We start from the raw sequence: 17,453 nt of genomic DNA, 5'->3' as shown, positions 1-17,453 counted from the left end.
CTTTGGGGTGCTCACGCTACCGGCCTGCTCAGGACTTGCTCACCGTTGCCGTCTGGATCACGACAGTTTGAGCCGGAGCACCGTCGCTTCCACCATCAGCCACCCCCGCGGCAGCGACAGACTTCACGTTATCCAGACCTGAGGTGACCTTGCCCCAAACCGTGTAATTGGGACCCAGGACCGAATCCGCATAGACAATGAAGAACTGCGAACCCGAGGTCCCCGTGCCTGCGTTGGCCATTGCCACCGTGCCTGCCGGGTAGGTGGTGCTGGTCTTAGCGGGGAGATTCTCGTCAGGCAAGGTGTATCCGGGCCCGCCAGTGCCGGTTCCAGTGGGGTCGCCGCATTGGAGCACGAAAATTCCGGCAGTGGTCAAGCGATGGCATGGAGTCTGGTCATAGAAGCCCTGCTGCGCCAAATAGATTTCCGAGGTCACTGTCGCAGGTGCCAGTTTGGGCAGAGTCCGAACCACGATGTCTCCGCAATTGGTGCCAAAGGTGATGGTTGTTCCTGAAGGGAAGCTCGTATCGACCTTGGGTGCGGCTGCGAAGCTTTGTGGTACTGCCGCACTGGGAGTGGCTGAAGTGCAACTGGCGATCACCGCAGGCGAGGCCTCGGCGACGGGCGCTGATGACGAGTCGTCCCCGCGGAAGATGTTGAACGCCACCCAGCCGCCAAATACGAGCACCATTGCGCCTACAACAACAACAGCAGTGATGCGTTGATTGCGGCGACGATTGTGTTGCCGCTGCGACCTTCGTGCCTGCTGACGCTCGTACTTTGCTCGGGCCAGTTCACGCTCGCGTTTGTTGCTACTAGTCACCAGCGGAGTGTATTCAGGCCGCTGTTGCGGACTAGGCTGCCCGGGTGATTGTGGCTGGCTTTCCTGCGGGAACCTTTGGCACCAATTGCTTCGTCATTGCCTGTGATCCTGGCGAGCCGTGCTTGATCATTGACCCTGGCCAGGACTCCATTGACGGTCTGATGGAGATCATCAGCGAGCACCGTCTGTTGCCTGCTGCAGTTCTCGTCACGCATGGTCATCTTGACCACGCCTGGTCGGTGGCTCCTTTGAGTCACGACTTCGGCATCCCTACCTACATTCATTCTGAGGATCGGTACCGGCTTGCTGAACTTGCAGGCTCCACGATCAATGCCAATCGCGAGGCACTGCTGCGGATGACCAAAGGTGCCTTGGAGCTGACTGAGCCCGAAGATGTGCGCTTGATCGCCGATGACGAGGTGCTTGATTTCGCGGGCATTCAACTCCGTGTTCGACACGCACCGGGTCACACCGAGGGCTCAGTCGTCTTTGAGCGCGCTGCAGACGATGAAGTGCCTTCCATCATGTTCAGCGGGGATCTGCTTTTCGCAGGCAGCATCGGTCGCACTGACCTTGATGGCGGGAGCATGGAGTTGATGCAGCAGTCACTGCAGCGAATCGTTCTTCCTGCTGACGACGACATGGTTGTGCTGCCCGGACACGGTCCGCAGACCACCATTGGCCAGGAACGAATGACCAACCCTTTCCTCCAGCTGGGCAATGAGTACTTCCCCGCTAGGACTGGGTTGTAACTGTGGCTCAATTACAGGCTCCCAAAGGGGTTCCCGAGTATTTTCCGCCGCGCAGTTCGGCCTTTCTCGCGGTTCGAGAGGCCCTGGCCAAACCCGCTCAGTTGGCCGGCTACGGCTATGTCGAATTGCCGATCTTCGAAGACACCGCGCTGTATGTGCGTGGTGTCGGTGAATCCACGGATGTTGTCGCCAAGGAGATGTACACCTTTGAGGATCGTGGCGGTCGGTCGCTTTCCTTGCGGCCCGAAGGTACGGCCGGAGTCATGCGCCTGGTAATTGAGCATGGGCTTGATCGTGGCCCGCTTCCCGTGAAGGTCTGGTACGCCGGACCCTTCTTCAGAGCAGAACGTCCACAACAGGGGCGTTACCGACAACTGCAACAGGTGGGGATCGAAGCCATCGGCTCGATGGACCCAGCAGTGGATGCAGAGGTCATCGCCATTGCCGATGCGGGCTTTCGGTCACTGGGTCTGCAGCAGTTCACCTTGCAGCTGACCTCACTTGGATGCGCTGAGTGTCGTCCGGCATATCGTGCGCTTCTACAGGACTTTCTGGCGAAACTCGATCTCGATGGTCCCACTAAGGAGCGCGCGGCACTCAACCCGCTTCGGGTGCTGGATGACAAGCGTCCTGAAGTGCAAGCGTTGCTCGTTGGCGCGCCGTACATGGTGGATCACCTGTGTGCGGATTGCGGCTTGCATTACGACAAAGTGCGCGAGCATTTGCAAACTCTCGATGTGCAATGGACGGAGTCCCCGTCACTTGTCCGAGGTTTGGATTACTACACGCGAACAGCTTTCGAATTCACGCACGCACTTCTTGGCGCCCAATCGGGAATCGGCGGTGGCGGTCGGTACGACGGCTTGATGGAATCGCTCGGCGGGCAGGATCTGTCGGGAATCGGTTTTGGAATCGGCACCGATCGAACTTTGCTCGCTTGCGAGGCCGAGTTATTGCAAGTCGGTGCGGCCACATTGATCGACGTCTTCGCCATTCCGATGGGGTCCCAGGCCAAGGAGCAACTGATCGCGCTGGGCGCCCAACTTCGACGAGACGGCATTCGCTTTGATCTGGCATTCGGCGACCGGGGACTCAAGGGCGCGATGAAAGCGGCTGATAGAAGCGGGGCTCCATGGGTGCTCGTCCTTGGCGAGCATGAACTTGCCGATGGCACTGTGGTGATTCGCGATATGTCTCGCGGTGAGCAGGAGACGGTGCCGTGGGAGAGTGTGCAGCCGATCCTGATGCAGAGGATCTCGGACCAGAACATGCAAAATACTGAAGGAGCTCATTCGTGATTCGATCCGTCCTAGCCGGCACACTTCGGGCAGCTGACTCTGGGACCACTGTCACTCTCGCGGGCTGGGTTGCCAGCAGACGCGATCACGGCGGGGTGGCGTTCCTGGATCTTCGCGACTCATCTGGGGTGGTGCAGGTCGTCGTCCATGACCCGGAGATCGCGCACGGCCTTCGCGATGAGTACTGCCTGAAGATCACGGGTGAGGTCGGCATCCGTCCGGCCGGCAACGAGAATCCGGATCTACCAACCGGCGCCATCGAAGTCATGTCAACAGAGCTGACTGTTCTTTCGGTGGCCGCGCCTCTGCCTTTTCCTATTGACGATCGCGTAGCCGTTGGCGACGAGGTCCGGCTGAAGTACCGCTATCTGGATCTGCGACGCCAATCAGCCGGTGATGCTCTGCGCATGCGGTCCAAAGTCAATCAATTGGCACGCGGGGTCCTGCTCGAACGCGACTTCATTGAAATTGAGACGCCAACCCTGACTCGTTCAACTCCCGAAGGCGCACGCGACTTCCTGGTTCCAGTGCGACTGCAGCCCGGCGATTGGTATGCGCTGCCCCAGTCGCCGCAGTTGTTCAAACAGCTGCTGATGGTCGGCGGCATGGAGCGGTACTTTCAAATTGCCCGGTGCTATCGAGATGAAGATTTCCGCGCGGATCGCCAGCCCGAGTTCACTCAGCTGGATATCGAGATGTCATTCGTTGAGCAAGAAGACGTCATCGAACTTGGCGAGGCGATCGTGCGATCCCTGTGGCAGGGAGTGCTTGGCCACGAGATCAGCGCCATTCCACGCATGACGTATCACGAGGCCATGCGTCGCTACGGTTCAGACAAGCCTGACCTGCGCTTCGAGCTTGAGTTGGTAGAGCTCACAGCCTTCTTCGCCGACACCCCGTTTCGAGTCTTCCAATCCGAGTACGTGGGTGCAGTCGTGATGCCCGGTGGCGCAGATCAGCCGCGCCGGCAGTTCGATGCCTGGCAAGATTGGGCAAAGCAGCGCGGAGCTAAGGGCTTGGCTTACATCACCGTTGATGCAGGGGGCGAACTTGGCGGTCCAGTGGCCAAGAACCTCAGCGACACCGAGCGGGCGGGCATCGTGGCTGCCACGGGTGCCAATCCGGGAGACTGCATCTTCTTCGCTGCGGGCAAGCCATCTGATTCCCGTACTCTGCTCGGCTCAGTTCGTGCAGAGATTGCTGAGCGCCTTGGTTTGATTCAGCAAGGCAGTTGGTCCTTCGTCTGGGTTATCGACGCACCGATGTTCGAGTTGACAGACGAGGGTGGCTGGACAGCAGTTCATCACCCCTTCACATCGCCGAACAATGAGTGGATAGACAACTTCGAATCTGCACCGAGTGAGGCTTTGGCCTGGGCCTACGACATCGTCTGCAACGGCAACGAAATCGGCGGCGGATCGATCAGAATCCACCAAGCAGATGTACAGCAACGAGTGTTTGGCCTGCTGGGCATGAGCGAAGACGAAGCCAACGACAAATTCGGATTCCTTCTGGAAGCATTCAAGTTCGGCCCGCCTCCGCACGGAGGCATCGCCTTCGGCTGGGATCGCATCTGCATGCTGCTCGCCGGCGCGTCCTCGCTTCGCGATGTCATCGCCTTCCCCAAAACCGGTGCTGGGCAGGATCCGCTGACGGGCGCTCCCACACCTATTACTGGGCAGCAGCGCAAGGAAGCCGGTATTGACGGCCCGCCCGCCAAAGCCCAGCCGGCTGCCGTCCAGTCGTAACTGCATTCGATGACCCTGTTCGACGAGAGCCACGCGGTCGCACCGCTGGCTGTTCGAATGCGGCCATCGACTGTTGATGATGTCGTCGGTCAAGAGATTGCGCTTGGCCCGGGTACCCCTTTGCGCAATCTGCTAACCGGTCAGGGTTCGGCGATTTCGATCATTCTTTGGGGGCCTCCTGGCACCGGAAAAACAACGTTAGCCTCCTTGGTTTCATTAGAGTCTGGGCGTTCCTTCGAAGAGCTTTCTGCGGTCACCGCTGGCGTCAAGGATGTGCGCGCAGTCATCGAAGCGGCTCGCGCTCGATCAACAATCAATGGGCAGGGCACGGTTCTGTTCATTGATGAAGTCCATCGGTTCAGCAAGAGTCAGCAAGATGCGCTCTTGCCCGCTGTGGAAAATGGCTGGGTCACGTTGATTGCAGCCACCACCGAGAACCCGAGCTTCTCAGTGATCTCACCGCTGCTGTCGCGCAGTCTTGTGGTGACCCTCCAGCCACTGACTGATGCCGACATCAAGGAATTGCTGGAGCGCGCGCTCAATGACCCTCGCGGATTCGATGGTCGATTCTCCATTGAAGAGGAAGCGATGAGCGATCTCGTCCACCTCAGCATCGGAGATGCACGTCGTGGCCTGACGGCCTTGGAGGCTGCTGCAATCGCCGCCGATTCGCTCGGATCGACGAGCATCGCTCTTGAGCATGTGGAGCAAGCCGTTCAACATGTGGCCTTGCGCTACGACAAGGACGGCGATCAGCACTATGACGTCATCAGCGCCTTCATCAAGAGTGTGCGGGGCAGCGATCCCGATGCCGCGCTGCACTACCTCGCCAGAATGCTCGAGGCGGGAGAGGATCCGCGCTTCATTGCTCGAAGGCTGATGATCTTGGCCAGTGAAGACATCGGGATGGCCGAACCGCAGGTGCTGCAAACAGCCGTTGCTGCCGCACAGTCCGTGGCTATCGTCGGGATGCCCGAGGCTCAGATCATTCTTGCTCATGCCACGATCCATGCGGCCCTGGCGCCGAAGTCAAATGCAGTCATCACGGCGATCGGTGAAGCGGCCAATGATGTGCGTCGCGGCCGAGTCGGCAGTGTGCCGATCTGGCTTCGTGACGCGCACTATCCAGGGGCCAAGGAGCACGGCCACGGCGATGCTTACGTGTACCCACATGACCTGGCCGAAGGAGTAGCCGCCCAGAGCTATTTGCCAGAAGTGCTGCAAGGGGTGCGTTACTACCGCCCAACCCAACATGGTGCCGAGGCAGCATGGGCCCGAGTGGCCGAAAGGCTTGAGCAGTTGCGTTCGCCTGAGCATTAGGGTTGGACGATTCAAACCTAGGGAGATTTGTCATGCGCAGGATGTTGTGGTTTGCCTTGGGGGCAGCCGTTGGGATCCTTGCGTACCGACGTGGGCAACGCTTCGTGGAGGAGTCGCGGGAGCGCGGCATTGTGATGACGATTCAGCAGGCGGCCGTGAGTGCTTCGCAGGCAGTGAATTCTGCGCGCACCCTCGTGGAAAGCCGGCTCAACAACGTCCACGATCATGATCCCGAAGGAGCCTGAACGTGGATTCCGCCGAAATCCGCAGTCGTTTCCTGCGCTATTACGCCGATCGCGGGCATCAAATCGTGCCATCGGCTTCCTTGCTGCTTGACGATCCGACACTGCTTTTCGTCAACGCCGGCATGGTGCCCTTCAAGCCCTATTTCCTAGGAGAAGCTCCAGCGCCATATCCACGAGCAACCAGCGTCCAGAAATGCGTGCGCACTCAGGACATCGAAGAAGTAGGAAGGACTGCTCGCCACGCCTCGTTCTTCCAGATGGCAGGCAACTTCTCCTTTGGAGATTACTTCAAAGAATTGGCAATTCCGATGGCCTGGGAGTTGCTCACCAGTTCGGTGGCAGATGGCGGCTATGGCTTCCCTGAGGACAAGCTCTGGGCAACGGTGTACCTGGACGACGACGAGGCTATAGACATTTGGCATACGCAGGTAGGTCTGCCCCTGGATCGCATTCAACGCCGAGGGATGGCCGACAACTTCTGGTCGATGGGCGTGCCGGGACCTTGTGGGCCTTGTTCGGAGATCTATTACGACCGAGGTCCGCAGCATGGCCGTGATGGTGGACCTGTCGCCGACGAGGACCGCTACCTGGAGGTCTGGAATCTGGTCTTCATGCAGTCCGAGCGCGGCGAAGGGCCGGCCAAGGAGGATTACCCGATCCTGGCCGATCTCCCGGCGAAGAACATCGACACCGGCATGGGTCTTGAGCGGATGGCTGCGCTCCTTCAGGGCGTGGACAACATCTATGAGATCGACACGACTCGGGGCATTCTTGATCGCGCCGTTGCACTGACAGGTACGAAGTACGGGGCCACGCCGAAGTCAGATGTCGCCCTTCGCGTGATTGCTGACCACGCACGCACGTGTGCTTTTCTTATCGGCGATGGCGTGCTGCCCGGCAACGAGGGCCGCGGCTATGTGCTGCGCAGATTGATGCGCCGAGTCATTCGCACGATGCGTCTGCTCGGAGCTCAAGATCCGAGCATGGGCGAACTCATCGATGCCACCGTGCTCACTATGGCTCCGCAGTACCCAGAGCTCAACGACGAGGCAAGTCGGATTCGTCAGATCGCCATCGCAGAAGAGTCGGTCTTCATCCAGACACTGCGCGCCGGCACCACGATCTTCGATACGGCAGCCCGGGGCATTCGCGATTCTGGCGGCAGCACGGTGTCCGGCGAGCAGGCATTCGCGCTGCATGACACCTACGGCTTCCCAATCGATCTCACCCTGGAAATGGCGGCAGAGCAGGGCCTGCATGTTGATGAGGCGGGCTTTCGCACGTTGATGGGCCAGCAACGCGAGCGAGCCAAGGCTGATGCTCGCGAGCGGAAGGTTGGCCTCACGGCCACGACCGCCTATCGCGAAATCCTCGAAACCGGAGGCCGTACAAGTTTTACCGGCTACAGCGAAGTCGATACTGAAGCAACAATCATCGGTCTGGTTCGCGATGGCCAGAGCGTGCCGGTCGCGGTTCCGGGTGATCATCTCGAAATCATTCTTGACCGCTCTCCCTTCTATGCAGAATCAGGCGGTCAACTCGGTGACCGCGGGCGGATCGTCACTTCAAGCGGTGCGGTCGCCGATGTCTACGACGTCCAGACGCCGGTGCCTGGATTGTTCGTGCACCGAAGTGAAGTGCTGTCAGGTGAGTTCGCGGTTGGCACTGGAGTTGTCGGGCATGTCAATGTGCAACGACGTCGAGCAATCTCACGAGCTCACACAGCAACGCACCTCATCCACCGAGCCTTTCGCGAGCAATTGGGCGATACCGCTACGCAGATGGGTTCCGAGAACGCCCCCGGGCGGCTCCGGTTCGACTTCCCAAGCCCAGCACCGATCTCTGCAAACGTGATGCAGACAGTCGAGGCAAGAGTCAACGAGGTTCTGCTCGAAGATCTCGCGGTGACTGCCCAGAACATGACGCAGGTCCAGGCGAGGGCGCTGGGAGCCATGGCGCTGTTCGGTGAGAAGTATGGCGATCAGGTGCGGGTTATTTCGGTGGGCGATTGGGCCCATGAACTGTGCGGTGGCACCCATGCTCAGCGCTCAGGGCAACTGGGAGTTGTCACCTTTCTGGGCGAGGGCTCGATCGGCACCGGCGTGCGAAGGGTCGAGGCTCTTGTCGGAGCCGATGCGTATCAGTTCCTGGCACGCGAGCATGTGTTGGTCAATCGTCTGACCGAGTTGCTGAAGGTGCCCGCAGATCAAATCCCGGATCGAATCGAGCGCACAATCGCTTCATTGAAGACAGCCGAACGCGATCTTGAAAAAATTCGGAAATCGCAATTGTCGGCAAGCGTCGACGATGTGATTGGTGCCGGCGAAGCAATCGGACCGATCCGCGTTTGGGCCTTTGAAGCGCCGGCCGGCATGGATGCAGCGCAACTGCGCGAGGTTGTTGTGCAGGTGAAGGGTCGCAATCGCCCCGAGAATCCTGTGGTGTTGTTTGGCACGGTTGTCGCCGACGGCAAGGTTTCAGCAATCGCCACGGCCAATGAGGGGGCGATCGAACTAGGTGTTGGCGCAAACCTGTTGCTCGAAGTAGCCCTGCCATTGCTCGGAGGTCGCGGTGGCGGTAAGCCTGACCTTGCTCAAGGAGGCGGCACTAACCCAGCAGGGGTGACCGCTGCCCTTGAGGCCGTGCGAGCAACCATCGCGGCAAAGGTGGCCAACTGACCGTGTCCGCCGGCGTGCTGCTTGCCTGCGATGTCGGCACAGTGCGCATCGGCGTGGCGCGTAGCGATGCTGGGCGAATTCTCGCGGTGCCGCTCGCCAGCGTGCCCGCCGGTGAAGACTCCATCAGCGCATTGCTGGCACTGGTTCTTGAATACTCGGCGGTTGAGATCATCGTCGGATTGCCGCTCAAGATGGACGGCACCGAAGGCGCATCGGCTGAAATGGCCCGAAGTTGGGCGGCGAAGTTGGCAGCCAACACCGACCTGCCTGTGCGCTTGGTTGATGAGCGCCTTACGACCGTGCAAGCGCAACGTGGACTGCACGCGGCCGGGCGCACGGTGAAGAACTCGCGATCGGCAATCGACAGTGCCTCGGCAGCGGTGCTCCTGCAATCAGTGCTCGAAAGCAGGACTGATCGGTGACTCGTCGAAATCGACTCATCACTCTGCTGGTCACCGTGGGAGCAGTGCTCGCACTTCTCGTGGTCTTCATCTCGAGTCGCGGTGGAAGTGATTTCCCTGGGCCGGGATCAGGGAAGGCTGTCGTGATTGTCGTTCGAGGAGATTCGCTTTCAGGTATTGCAAACACCTTGGTTGAGGCCGGAGTTGTCGCATCTGACAGCGCGTTCCTGGACGCAGCCAAGGACAATGACAAGTCCCAGTCCATTGGTCCAGGCAGATACAGCATGCTGCGGGAAATGAGTGGCGAAGGCGCAGTTGCCTTGATGTTGGATCCAAAATCGCGCGCTGACAGTCGACTTGTGCTGCCCGAGGGCCTGCGCCTCAAGCAGAGCGTTGAGGATGCTTCGCAGGCCACCGGACTTGCGACGCAGGACTTTGATGACGCGCTTGCGCATTCGTCCGACTTGGGACTGCCGACTTGGGCGAAGGGCCAAGCAGAAGGCATGCTCTTTCCAGCCAGTTATGACCTCGCAGGCGACGAGAGCGCCCCCGATGTATTGAAGATGCTCTTCACGCGCTTCAACCAGGAGAGCAAGGCTCTCAATCTGGAATCGGGCGCGGCTGCGCTGAAGCTGGATCCGTACTCGATCATGATCGTGGCGTCAATGGTGCAGGCCGAGGGCAACCCAAGTGACTACTCAAAGATTGCTCGCGTCGTCTACAACCGACTTGAAGCAGGGACGCCACTCCAGTTGGACACCACAGTTGCATACGGACTCGGCATCACTCGCGTGAGTTTGACCGCGGATCAACTGAGGACTGACACGCCCTACAACACCTATCTGCATGCCGGACTGCCACCGACTCCTATCAACTCGCCTGGTTCTGCAGCGATCAAGGCGGCACTGTCGCCAGCAAAGGGAAAGTGGAAGTACTTCGTCACGGTCAATCTGGAAACCGGAAAGACGGTCTTCGCGCGGAACTACCAGAAATTCCTGCGGGCCAAGGCGGAGCTTCAGGCATATCTGAAGGCCCATGGGTGAGGATCAGGGCATGAGGCACGCTGCAGTTCTCGGATCACCGATCGCCCACAGCCTCAGCCCAGCTCTGCACCGGGCGGCCTATGCCGCGCTCGGTCTGGATTGGACTTACGAAGCCATTGAAGTATCCGAGATTCAACTCGAAGGTTTCTTAGCGAATCTCGACGAATCATGGGCCGGGCTTTCGCTGACCATGCCGCTCAAAGAGGTTGCCATCGAACTGTGCGTTCAAGTTGATCCCACCGCCTTGGCGATCCGATCGGTCAATACCTTGCTGCCAGTCGCAGCGGGATGGTTCGGCACCAATACCGATGTCGCCGGAATCGTGCATTCCTTGGAAGAGATTGACCTCGAAGCAGGTCTTGACTCGGCTCTGATTCTCGGGGCAGGGGCAACCGCCAGGAGTGCGATTGCCGCGCTGGCAAAGATGCAAGTTCGAAACCTCGGCGTCACCGCTCGCCGACCTGAGCAACTTTCTGAGCTCATTGAACTTGCTCATGCCTTTGATATCTCTGCCAGCGCCGTTGGTTGGGAGCCGAAGGCTGAGAGTATGAATGTTGCTCTGGTGATCAGTTCGCTCCCCGGTGAAGCAGGATCAAGCTGGGCTGAAGCCGCGAAGAGCACAAACGCTGCTTTGCTCGACGTCGCCTATCACCCTTGGCCAACGCCATTGGCTGCTGCTTGGCCCAATGCGCGTATCGCGAGTGGAAGATCCATGTTGCTGTGGCAGGCGGTCGAACAAGTGCGACTCATGACGGGGCTTGAAGCTCCCGTCGAAGCCATGCGAGCCAGCCTGAACTGATCGGCTCACCACACGTGAATTCGGAGATCTGACAGGATTGGGGCATGGTGCGTTGGCTGACTGCGGGTGAATCGCATGGTCCAGCCCTGGTAGCGATCGTCGAAGGCCTGCCAGCGGGGATCGAAGTGACCTCCGAGGATATTTCGATCGAGTTGCAGCGGCGACGCCTTGGCGTTGGCCGTGGTGCGCGAATGAAGTTCGAAAAGGACGAGGTCCGCATCATCGGCGGCATCCGTCATGGCCTCACCCTGGGTGGCCCGGTGGCCATTGAGGTCGGCAACACCGAGTGGCCCAAGTGGCAGGTGGTGATGTCACCGGATCCGGTTGATGCAGACGAGTTGGCCAGCCTTGCTCGCAATGCGCCCCTGACTCGGCCTCGTCCCGGTCACGCAGATCTCGTCGGAATGCAGAAATACGGCTTCTCCGATGCTCGGCCGATTCTGGAACGGGCCAGTGCGCGTGAGACAGCGGCCAGAGTTGCGCTCGGAGCAGTAGCCAAAGCCTTCCTTCGCCAGATCGCTGGCATTGAAGTCTTCAGTCACGTAGTACGCATCGGATCGGTCGCCAGCCCCGACGGAATCCTGCCTACTCCGGCCGATCTGGCAGCCATTGACGAGGATCCTGCTCGCTGCTTTGATTCCGTCACCGCCGCGGCGATGGAAGAAGAGGTGAGCCTGGCTCACCGCGAAGGCGACACTCTTGGGGGAGTGGTCGAAGTCATCGCCACAAATCTGCCTCCCGGCCTGGGCAGCCATGTGCACTGGGATCGGCGACTTGATTCACGATTGGCTGGGGCGCTCATGGGCATCCAGGCCATCAAAGGTGTGGAAATCGGCGATGGATTCGGGCTTGCGGCTGTTCGCGGCAGCGATGCGCAAGACGAGATCATTTCGGGGGAGTCCGGTCTGGAACGCACCTCTGGCAAATCTGGCGGCACCGAGGGTGGCATGTCCACGGGGGAATCCTTGCGCGTTCGTGCCGCAATGAAGCCGATTTCCACGATTCCGCGCGCGCTTCGCACCGTTGACGTCGCCACAGGTGAAGCTGCACCAGCAATAAACCAGCGCTCCGATGTCTGTGCGGTTCCGGCGGCCGGCGTCGTTGCCGAAGCAATGGTCGCGCTCGTACTTGCAGATGCGATCACCGAGAAGTTTGGCGGCGACAGCGTCGCCGAGACCAAGCGAAATGTGCAGACGTATCTCGACAATCTGACGATCCGATGAGTCCGGTGGCGGTGCTGGTGGGGGCGCCGGGCGCCGGGAAGTCAACTGTTGGCAAGCGTCTTGCGTCAGCCCTCAGCGTTGAATTCGCCGATGCCGATGCGCTGATCGAGGCGGACATGGGGATGTCGGTATCGGACATCTTCGTCACTCTCGGCGAAGCAGAGTTTCGGGCCAAGGAGTTGTCGGTTATCGGATCTGCGCTCCGCGAGTGCACCGGGGTTCTTGCCCTAGGTGGAGGCGCAATTGTGAATCCGCTGATTCGCGAGGCGCTCAAGGGGACACAAGTCGTCTGGCTCCAAGTCGACATTGCTTCTGCGGCGAGTCGCGTTGGGATGAATACTTCGCGTCCGCTGTTGATGGGCAATGTCCGAGGGAAGCTGGCTGAACTCATGGCCGAGCGCGCACCTTTGTACGAAGAGGTCAGCACGATCACTGTGGTCACCAGCGGTCGCAAGGTTCGCGAGGTCGTTGATGAATTGCTCGAACGTTTGAGTGATGAGCCTCTCAATGATTAGTCGCCGGATCCGCGTTGTTGCCGAAAGAGAATACGAAGTCGTCATCGGACGGGGTGTGCTCTCCGAATTGAGTGATTTCGTTCAAGGCTCCACGCGTATCGCGCTCATTCATGCGCCGACTTTGAAGGCGAAGGCGGCCAGCATCGAATCGATGTTGGCGGATCTCGGCTACCAGGTGCTTGGAATTCAGTTGCCAGATGCCGAGGCCGCAAAGACCGCGGAGGTCTTGGCGCAATGCTGGTCACAACTCGGGGCTGCTGGCTTCACCCGTAATGACACGCTCATCGGGTTCGGTGGTGGCGCCACCACTGATCTCGCGGGTTTTGCAGCCGCGACTTGGCTGCGCGGTATTGCGCTGGTGCATATACCAACAACTGTTCTGGGCATGGTTGACGCCGCGGTCGGTGGTAAGACCGGAATCAACACCTCGGCCGGAAAAAATCTTGTTGGCGCTTTCTACAGCCCCGTTGGCGTCATCTGTGATGTTGACTTGCTTGAGACCCTGGATCAAAGTGACATCAACGCGGGCTTAGCCGAAGTGGTCAAAGTTGGCTTCACCTCGGACCCAGAGATTCTCCGTATCGTGCAAGCCGATCTTGCGGCCGCAACGGATCCCACGAGTGATGTCATGCTGGAACTCATTACGCGAGCTGTGCAGGTCAAGGCCACAGTGGTAAGCGCAGACTTTCGCGAGACTCGTTCAGGATCTGCACTTGGCCGTGAGATCTTGAACTATGGACACACATTGGGCCACGCTGTCGAACATCTCGAGCAGTACTCATGGAGGCATGGCGCCGCAATAAGCGTCGGTATGTGCTTTGTGGCTGAACTCGCGCGCCTCGGCGGTCGATTGAGCCCTGAAGAAGCAGCACTGCACTTCGAAATTCTCCAAAGCCTGAGCCTGCCGACTGCTTACCCATCAGGCCACTGGCCCGAATTGATCAGCGCCATGAGCCTGGATAAGAAAGCCCGAGGCTCAGTGATTCGCTTCGTTGTGCTCGATGGCATCGGCTCTGCCGCATCGTGGGATGGGCCCGAGCCAGAAATTCTTGAAGCTGCCTACGCGGCGATTGCTCGCTGAAGATCTACCCTTCCTCGCATTAGTCTTGCCGCATGTCCAGAACGGTGCTTGTCCTCAACGGTCCGAACCTGAACCGGCTTGGCGTGCGCGAGCCTGATGTCTATGGACACACCACCTTTGAGCAGTTGAGTCAGTTATGCATCACAGCTGCCGATTCGCACGGCTTGCATGCTGATGTGCGTCAGACCAATGACGAGGCTCAACTGATCGATTGGCTTCATGAGGCTGCAGATCAGGGCTGGCCCGTCGTGCTGAATCCCGCTGCCTTTACCCACTACTCCTACGCTCTTCGTGATGCGTGCGCAATGTTGACCGAGCCATTGATTGAGGTTCACCTGTCCAACCCGGCAGCCCGCGAGGAGTTTCGTCACAACTCGGTCATTTCGGGGGTCGCGACGGGCACGATCGTTGGCTTCGGGGTCGACTCCTACCTCCTGGCACTGGAGCAGATCGCCAATATGGGCTAGCCCGTCTGGTCATCTGGGCGTGACCGAGCTCAGCCCGAGGCTGAGTAGGATCATGCGACCCTTGATTTGACGTACATCTGGAGTGATTCGCGTGGCAACCTCGAACGATCTGAAGAACGGCCTTGTCCTGAACATCGATGGGCAGTTGTGGACCGTCATTGAATTCCAGCACGTCAAGCCCGGCAAAGGCGGTGCCTTCGTCCGGAGCAAGTTGAAGAATGTTTTGAGCGGCAAGGTTGTGGACCGCACTTTCAACGCTGGCGTCAAGGTAGAAACCGAGAATGTCGACCGTCGCGATATGCAGTACCTCTACCGCGATGGCGAGGACTGGGTTTTCATGGATGTCACAAGTTACGAGCAGTACCAGGTGCCCAACGCAGTGGTAGGCGACTCATCGCGCTTCCTGCTTGAGAACCAGGTCGCAAACGTGTCAATTCACAATGAATCGCCGATCATCGTTGAGCTGCCTGCGAACGTTGAACTGACCATTACGTACACCGAGCCCGGTGTGCAAGGGGATCGCTCGACTGGTGGTTTGAAGCCAGCAACCCTCGAAACCGGTGCAGAGATTCAGGTTCCCCTCTTCATTGAGTCCGATACCAAGGTGAAGGTCGACACCCGTGACGGTTCGTACCTTGGGCGCGTGAACGACTAGTGGCAGCCCGGAGCAAGGCACGCAAGCGTGCACTTGATGTGCTGTACGAAGCCGATGTGCGTGGCACCAACGCCAATGAAGTCTTGTCAGGCCAGATCGATCGCCGGGCGGCCGATCATGAGCCTGAGTTGAACGCCTACGTGACCAATCTGGTCGAAGGAGTGGTGGCCAATCAGGAGCAGATCGACGAGATCCTGAGCACCTATTCCATGGGCTGGACCCTGGATCGGATGCCCGCCGTGGATCGCGCAGTTCTGCGCATCGGCACCTTCGAGATCATCTGGGCAGATGACGTTCCTGACGCTGTGGCAGTGTCGGAGGCTGTTGCGCTCGTGCAGGATCTCTCGACCGAGGAATCGGCATCCTTCGTCAACGGCCTGCTGGGCCGCATCATCGAGATCAAGCCGCAGCTGGCAGTCACCGCTCCCGGCGATAACTAGTCACCTGACCGCCCTGACCTGTTCGGGCTTGAGTGACATTTCTTCACTTTCAACACGGGCAGAGCGCTCTATGCTCGGGATGTGAAGACGAGAGAGCCACCCACTGGCGTTGATCGTCGCAATCCCAAGCACCCCCTTCGTCGCCCAAAAGACTACGCCAACAATGGCCGGCGCCGGCGGCTCTGGACACGCTCAGAGCGCAAGATTCGACTCAGTTATCGGCGCAGCCCCATCGCGACAGTGCTGTGCGCGATTACTGTGCTGCTCCTCGCAAGCGCTGAGGCCTACGGAACGAATCGCGTCGGATCGATCTACGATGATGAAACCTTTGCGGGCAGTGGATGGGCAAGCTGTTCGACACCTATCAGCTTCACGACTGATACCTCCAATCTCCCCGACGCGGTAGTTGCTAAAATCCGTCCAGATCTGGCGGCAGCTTTCGACGCCTGGTCCCAGGCCTCCGGGTATTCCTTTGTGGACAGCGGCGAGCAGGCCGTGGACTACAGCGATAGCAATTCGTCCGTGACCACCGCCTCAGACATCAAGCGCAACATCGCGGTCTACTTCGTGCCAAATGCTCGCTCGAACATGATCACCAGCACGGTTGTTGGTTTCGCGTCGCCAAACAAGGTGTTCGCTGGTACCAAAGAGATCGTCGGCGGGTACATGGTGCTAAGTGCGGACTACGTGAAGGTCGTCGATTCTGCTCATCGCCTTGCGCTGTTCACACATGAGCTCGGACATGCCCTCGGACTGACCGATAGCGATGATCCAGGCAATGTCATGTATCGATATCTGGACACCAATGCGACGCTGGCCAGCGGTGACATCGCGGGCATCAAGGCCATCGAAAAGGTCTGCGCCTCGTAATTCCTGTGGCAGCGTCAACTCGGAATTGAGCCTTCGGTTCGCATCCTGTTCGGTTCTGGGGAAACCCTGACGATATGAGCGGAGTTGGGGTAGCGTCCCCAATTCCGGAATCATGGGATTCCAAACTCAGGGAGCAGTCATGGCAAAGAAGGCATTGGTCACCGGCGGTAGTCGCGGCATAGGCAAGGCCATCGCATTGGCACTAGCTGAAAATGGATTCGATGTCGCCATTGCGGCTCGCACCCTCCGTGCGGGCGATCCCACGTCCGAGCACTCCCAGACCGTTCACAAGCAGGATCTGCGTCCGCTTCCCGGCAGCGTGGAAGAGACTTGCGCACTCGTTGAAGAGCGTGGGCAGAAGTCACTGGCGCTCCGCATGGATCTCACTGACCTCGACTCAGTTGAGGCCGCGTGTGACAAGCTCCTGGCAGAGTGGGGTGGCGTGGATGTAGTCGTCAACAACGGCCGCCACATCGGCCCTGGCCTCATGGACTCGATCCTGGAGACCCCCGTTGACCAGTACCCACTGTTCGTCATGGCGCACGGCGTAGCACCTATTCGCATTGCACAAAAGCTGCTGCCCGGGATGATCGAGCGCGGCGGTGGCACCTTCGTCACCATTTCGTCTGGCGCCGGCTATGAGTTCTACCCCGAAGGTTCAAGGCCGGGTCTTGGCTACCGCATCGGCAAGGCATCCGGTCACACCCTCGTCGGCAGCATTCAGGCCGAACACCGCGATCAGGGCATCAAGGCCTTCAACGTGAACCCTGGCTTCGTACTCACCGAGCGCAACTCCCTGGATGTTGAGGAATTCGGCTTTGATCCTGCCTGGGCCGGACCGCCTGCAGCAGTTGGCGCAGCTGTTGCCTGGCTCGTGACATCACCAGAGGCCGACGCGATGCAGCGCCAGAACATCGATGCCCAGCCGCTGGCCTTGGAGCGCAAGCTCTACCCAGACTGGCGTCCAGCTGGTGCGGATACACCTTCGCTCTAAGGGCGACGACGAAGAGTGCTGTTGTGCCCCGGGTGAGATTTGAACTCACACTGGACCGAGTTTGAGTCGGCTCCCTCTGCCGGTTGGGGTACCGGGGCGCG

The 17,453-nt window shown here is 59.4% G+C and carries 18 protein-coding genes and 1 tRNA gene; 17 read left to right on the top strand and 2 right to left on the bottom strand.

Annotation, left to right across the window (positions count from 1 at the left end):
- Positions 1-28 precede the first annotated feature (28 nt).
- Positions 29-823: a peptidylprolyl isomerase gene (locus Q7L55_01550; protein MDO8731253.1), complete on the bottom strand. Its 795-nt coding sequence runs from the start codon at positions 821-823 to the stop codon at positions 29-31.
- A gap of 44 nt (positions 824-867) precedes the next feature.
- Between Q7L55_01550 and Q7L55_01545 the strand changes: the two genes are divergently transcribed.
- The 17 genes from Q7L55_01545 (at position 868) to Q7L55_01465 (ending at position 17,352) form a co-directional block, all read left to right on the top strand.
- Entirely contained in the window at positions 868-1,575 is a 708-nt protein-coding gene (locus Q7L55_01545) for an MBL fold metallo-hydrolase (GenBank protein ID MDO8731252.1), read from the top strand.
- A 2-nt stretch (positions 1,576-1,577) separates the two neighbouring features.
- A complete protein-coding gene (gene hisS, locus Q7L55_01540) occupies positions 1,578-2,873 on the top strand; it encodes a histidine--tRNA ligase (GenBank protein ID MDO8731251.1) in 1,296 nt (431 codons plus the stop codon).
- Entirely contained in the window at positions 2,870-4,621 is a 1,752-nt protein-coding gene (gene aspS / locus Q7L55_01535) for an aspartate--tRNA ligase (protein ID MDO8731250.1), read from the top strand. The genes hisS and aspS overlap by 4 nt, the downstream gene beginning before the upstream one ends.
- 9 nt (positions 4,622-4,630) lie before the next feature.
- Positions 4,631-5,941, top strand: a complete 1,311-nt coding sequence (locus tag Q7L55_01530) for a replication-associated recombination protein A (GenBank protein ID MDO8731249.1) — start codon at positions 4,631-4,633, stop codon at positions 5,939-5,941.
- A gap of 32 nt (positions 5,942-5,973) precedes the next feature.
- On the top strand, positions 5,974-6,186 hold the full coding sequence (locus Q7L55_01525; GenBank protein ID MDO8731248.1) for a hypothetical protein: 213 nt from the start codon (positions 5,974-5,976) through the stop codon (positions 6,184-6,186).
- Positions 6,187-6,188: 2 nt separating this feature from the next.
- Complete coding sequence (gene alaS / locus Q7L55_01520; protein ID MDO8731247.1) at positions 6,189-8,864, top strand: alanine--tRNA ligase; 2,676 nt, start codon at positions 6,189-6,191, stop codon at positions 8,862-8,864.
- A 2-nt stretch (positions 8,865-8,866) separates the two neighbouring features.
- Complete coding sequence (gene ruvX / locus Q7L55_01515) at positions 8,867-9,286, top strand: Holliday junction resolvase RuvX (protein MDO8731246.1); 420 nt, start codon at positions 8,867-8,869, stop codon at positions 9,284-9,286.
- Positions 9,283-10,308, top strand: a complete 1,026-nt coding sequence (gene mltG, locus Q7L55_01510; protein MDO8731245.1) for an endolytic transglycosylase MltG — start codon at positions 9,283-9,285, stop codon at positions 10,306-10,308. Before ruvX ends, mltG begins: the two co-directional genes overlap by 4 nt.
- Positions 10,309-10,318: 10 nt before the next feature.
- Complete coding sequence (locus Q7L55_01505) at positions 10,319-11,107, top strand: shikimate dehydrogenase (GenBank protein MDO8731244.1); 789 nt, start codon at positions 10,319-10,321, stop codon at positions 11,105-11,107.
- 44 nt (positions 11,108-11,151) lie between these two features.
- Positions 11,152-12,330, top strand: a complete 1,179-nt coding sequence (gene aroC, locus Q7L55_01500) for a chorismate synthase (GenBank protein MDO8731243.1) — start codon at positions 11,152-11,154, stop codon at positions 12,328-12,330.
- Complete coding sequence (locus Q7L55_01495) at positions 12,327-12,845, top strand: shikimate kinase (GenBank protein MDO8731242.1); 519 nt, start codon at positions 12,327-12,329, stop codon at positions 12,843-12,845. The genes aroC and Q7L55_01495 overlap by 4 nt, the downstream gene beginning before the upstream one ends.
- Positions 12,826-13,926, top strand: a complete 1,101-nt coding sequence (gene aroB / locus Q7L55_01490; GenBank protein MDO8731241.1) for a 3-dehydroquinate synthase — start codon at positions 12,826-12,828, stop codon at positions 13,924-13,926. Before Q7L55_01495 ends, aroB begins: the two co-directional genes overlap by 20 nt.
- A 32-nt stretch (positions 13,927-13,958) precedes the next feature.
- Entirely contained in the window at positions 13,959-14,393 is a 435-nt protein-coding gene (aroQ, locus tag Q7L55_01485) for a type II 3-dehydroquinate dehydratase (GenBank protein MDO8731240.1), read from the top strand.
- A 91-nt stretch (positions 14,394-14,484) separates the two neighbouring features.
- Entirely contained in the window at positions 14,485-15,048 is a 564-nt protein-coding gene (gene efp, locus Q7L55_01480) for an elongation factor P (GenBank protein ID MDO8731239.1), read from the top strand.
- Positions 15,048-15,488, top strand: coding sequence for a transcription antitermination factor NusB (gene nusB, locus Q7L55_01475; protein MDO8731238.1), 441 nt, complete (start codon positions 15,048-15,050; stop codon positions 15,486-15,488). The genes efp and nusB overlap by 1 nt, the downstream gene beginning before the upstream one ends.
- A gap of 81 nt (positions 15,489-15,569) precedes the next feature.
- On the top strand, positions 15,570-16,358 hold the full coding sequence (locus Q7L55_01470; protein MDO8731237.1) for a matrixin family metalloprotease: 789 nt from the start codon (positions 15,570-15,572) through the stop codon (positions 16,356-16,358).
- A 139-nt stretch (positions 16,359-16,497) separates the two neighbouring features.
- Complete coding sequence (locus Q7L55_01465) at positions 16,498-17,352, top strand: SDR family oxidoreductase (protein MDO8731236.1); 855 nt, start codon at positions 16,498-16,500, stop codon at positions 17,350-17,352.
- 24 nt (positions 17,353-17,376) lie between these two features.
- On the opposite strand, the gene Q7L55_01460 is transcribed toward Q7L55_01465, so the two are convergent.
- A tRNA-Leu gene (locus Q7L55_01460) sits at positions 17,377-17,450 on the bottom strand.
- Positions 17,451-17,453 lie beyond the last annotated feature (3 nt).

The organism is Actinomycetota bacterium, assembly GCA_030650795.1.
In the GTDB taxonomy this organism is placed as follows: domain Bacteria; phylum Actinomycetota; class Actinomycetes; order S36-B12; family S36-B12; genus UBA11398.
Note: the sequence above shows the minus strand (reverse complement) of the source record. Positions and strands in the feature narration are given on the sequence as shown.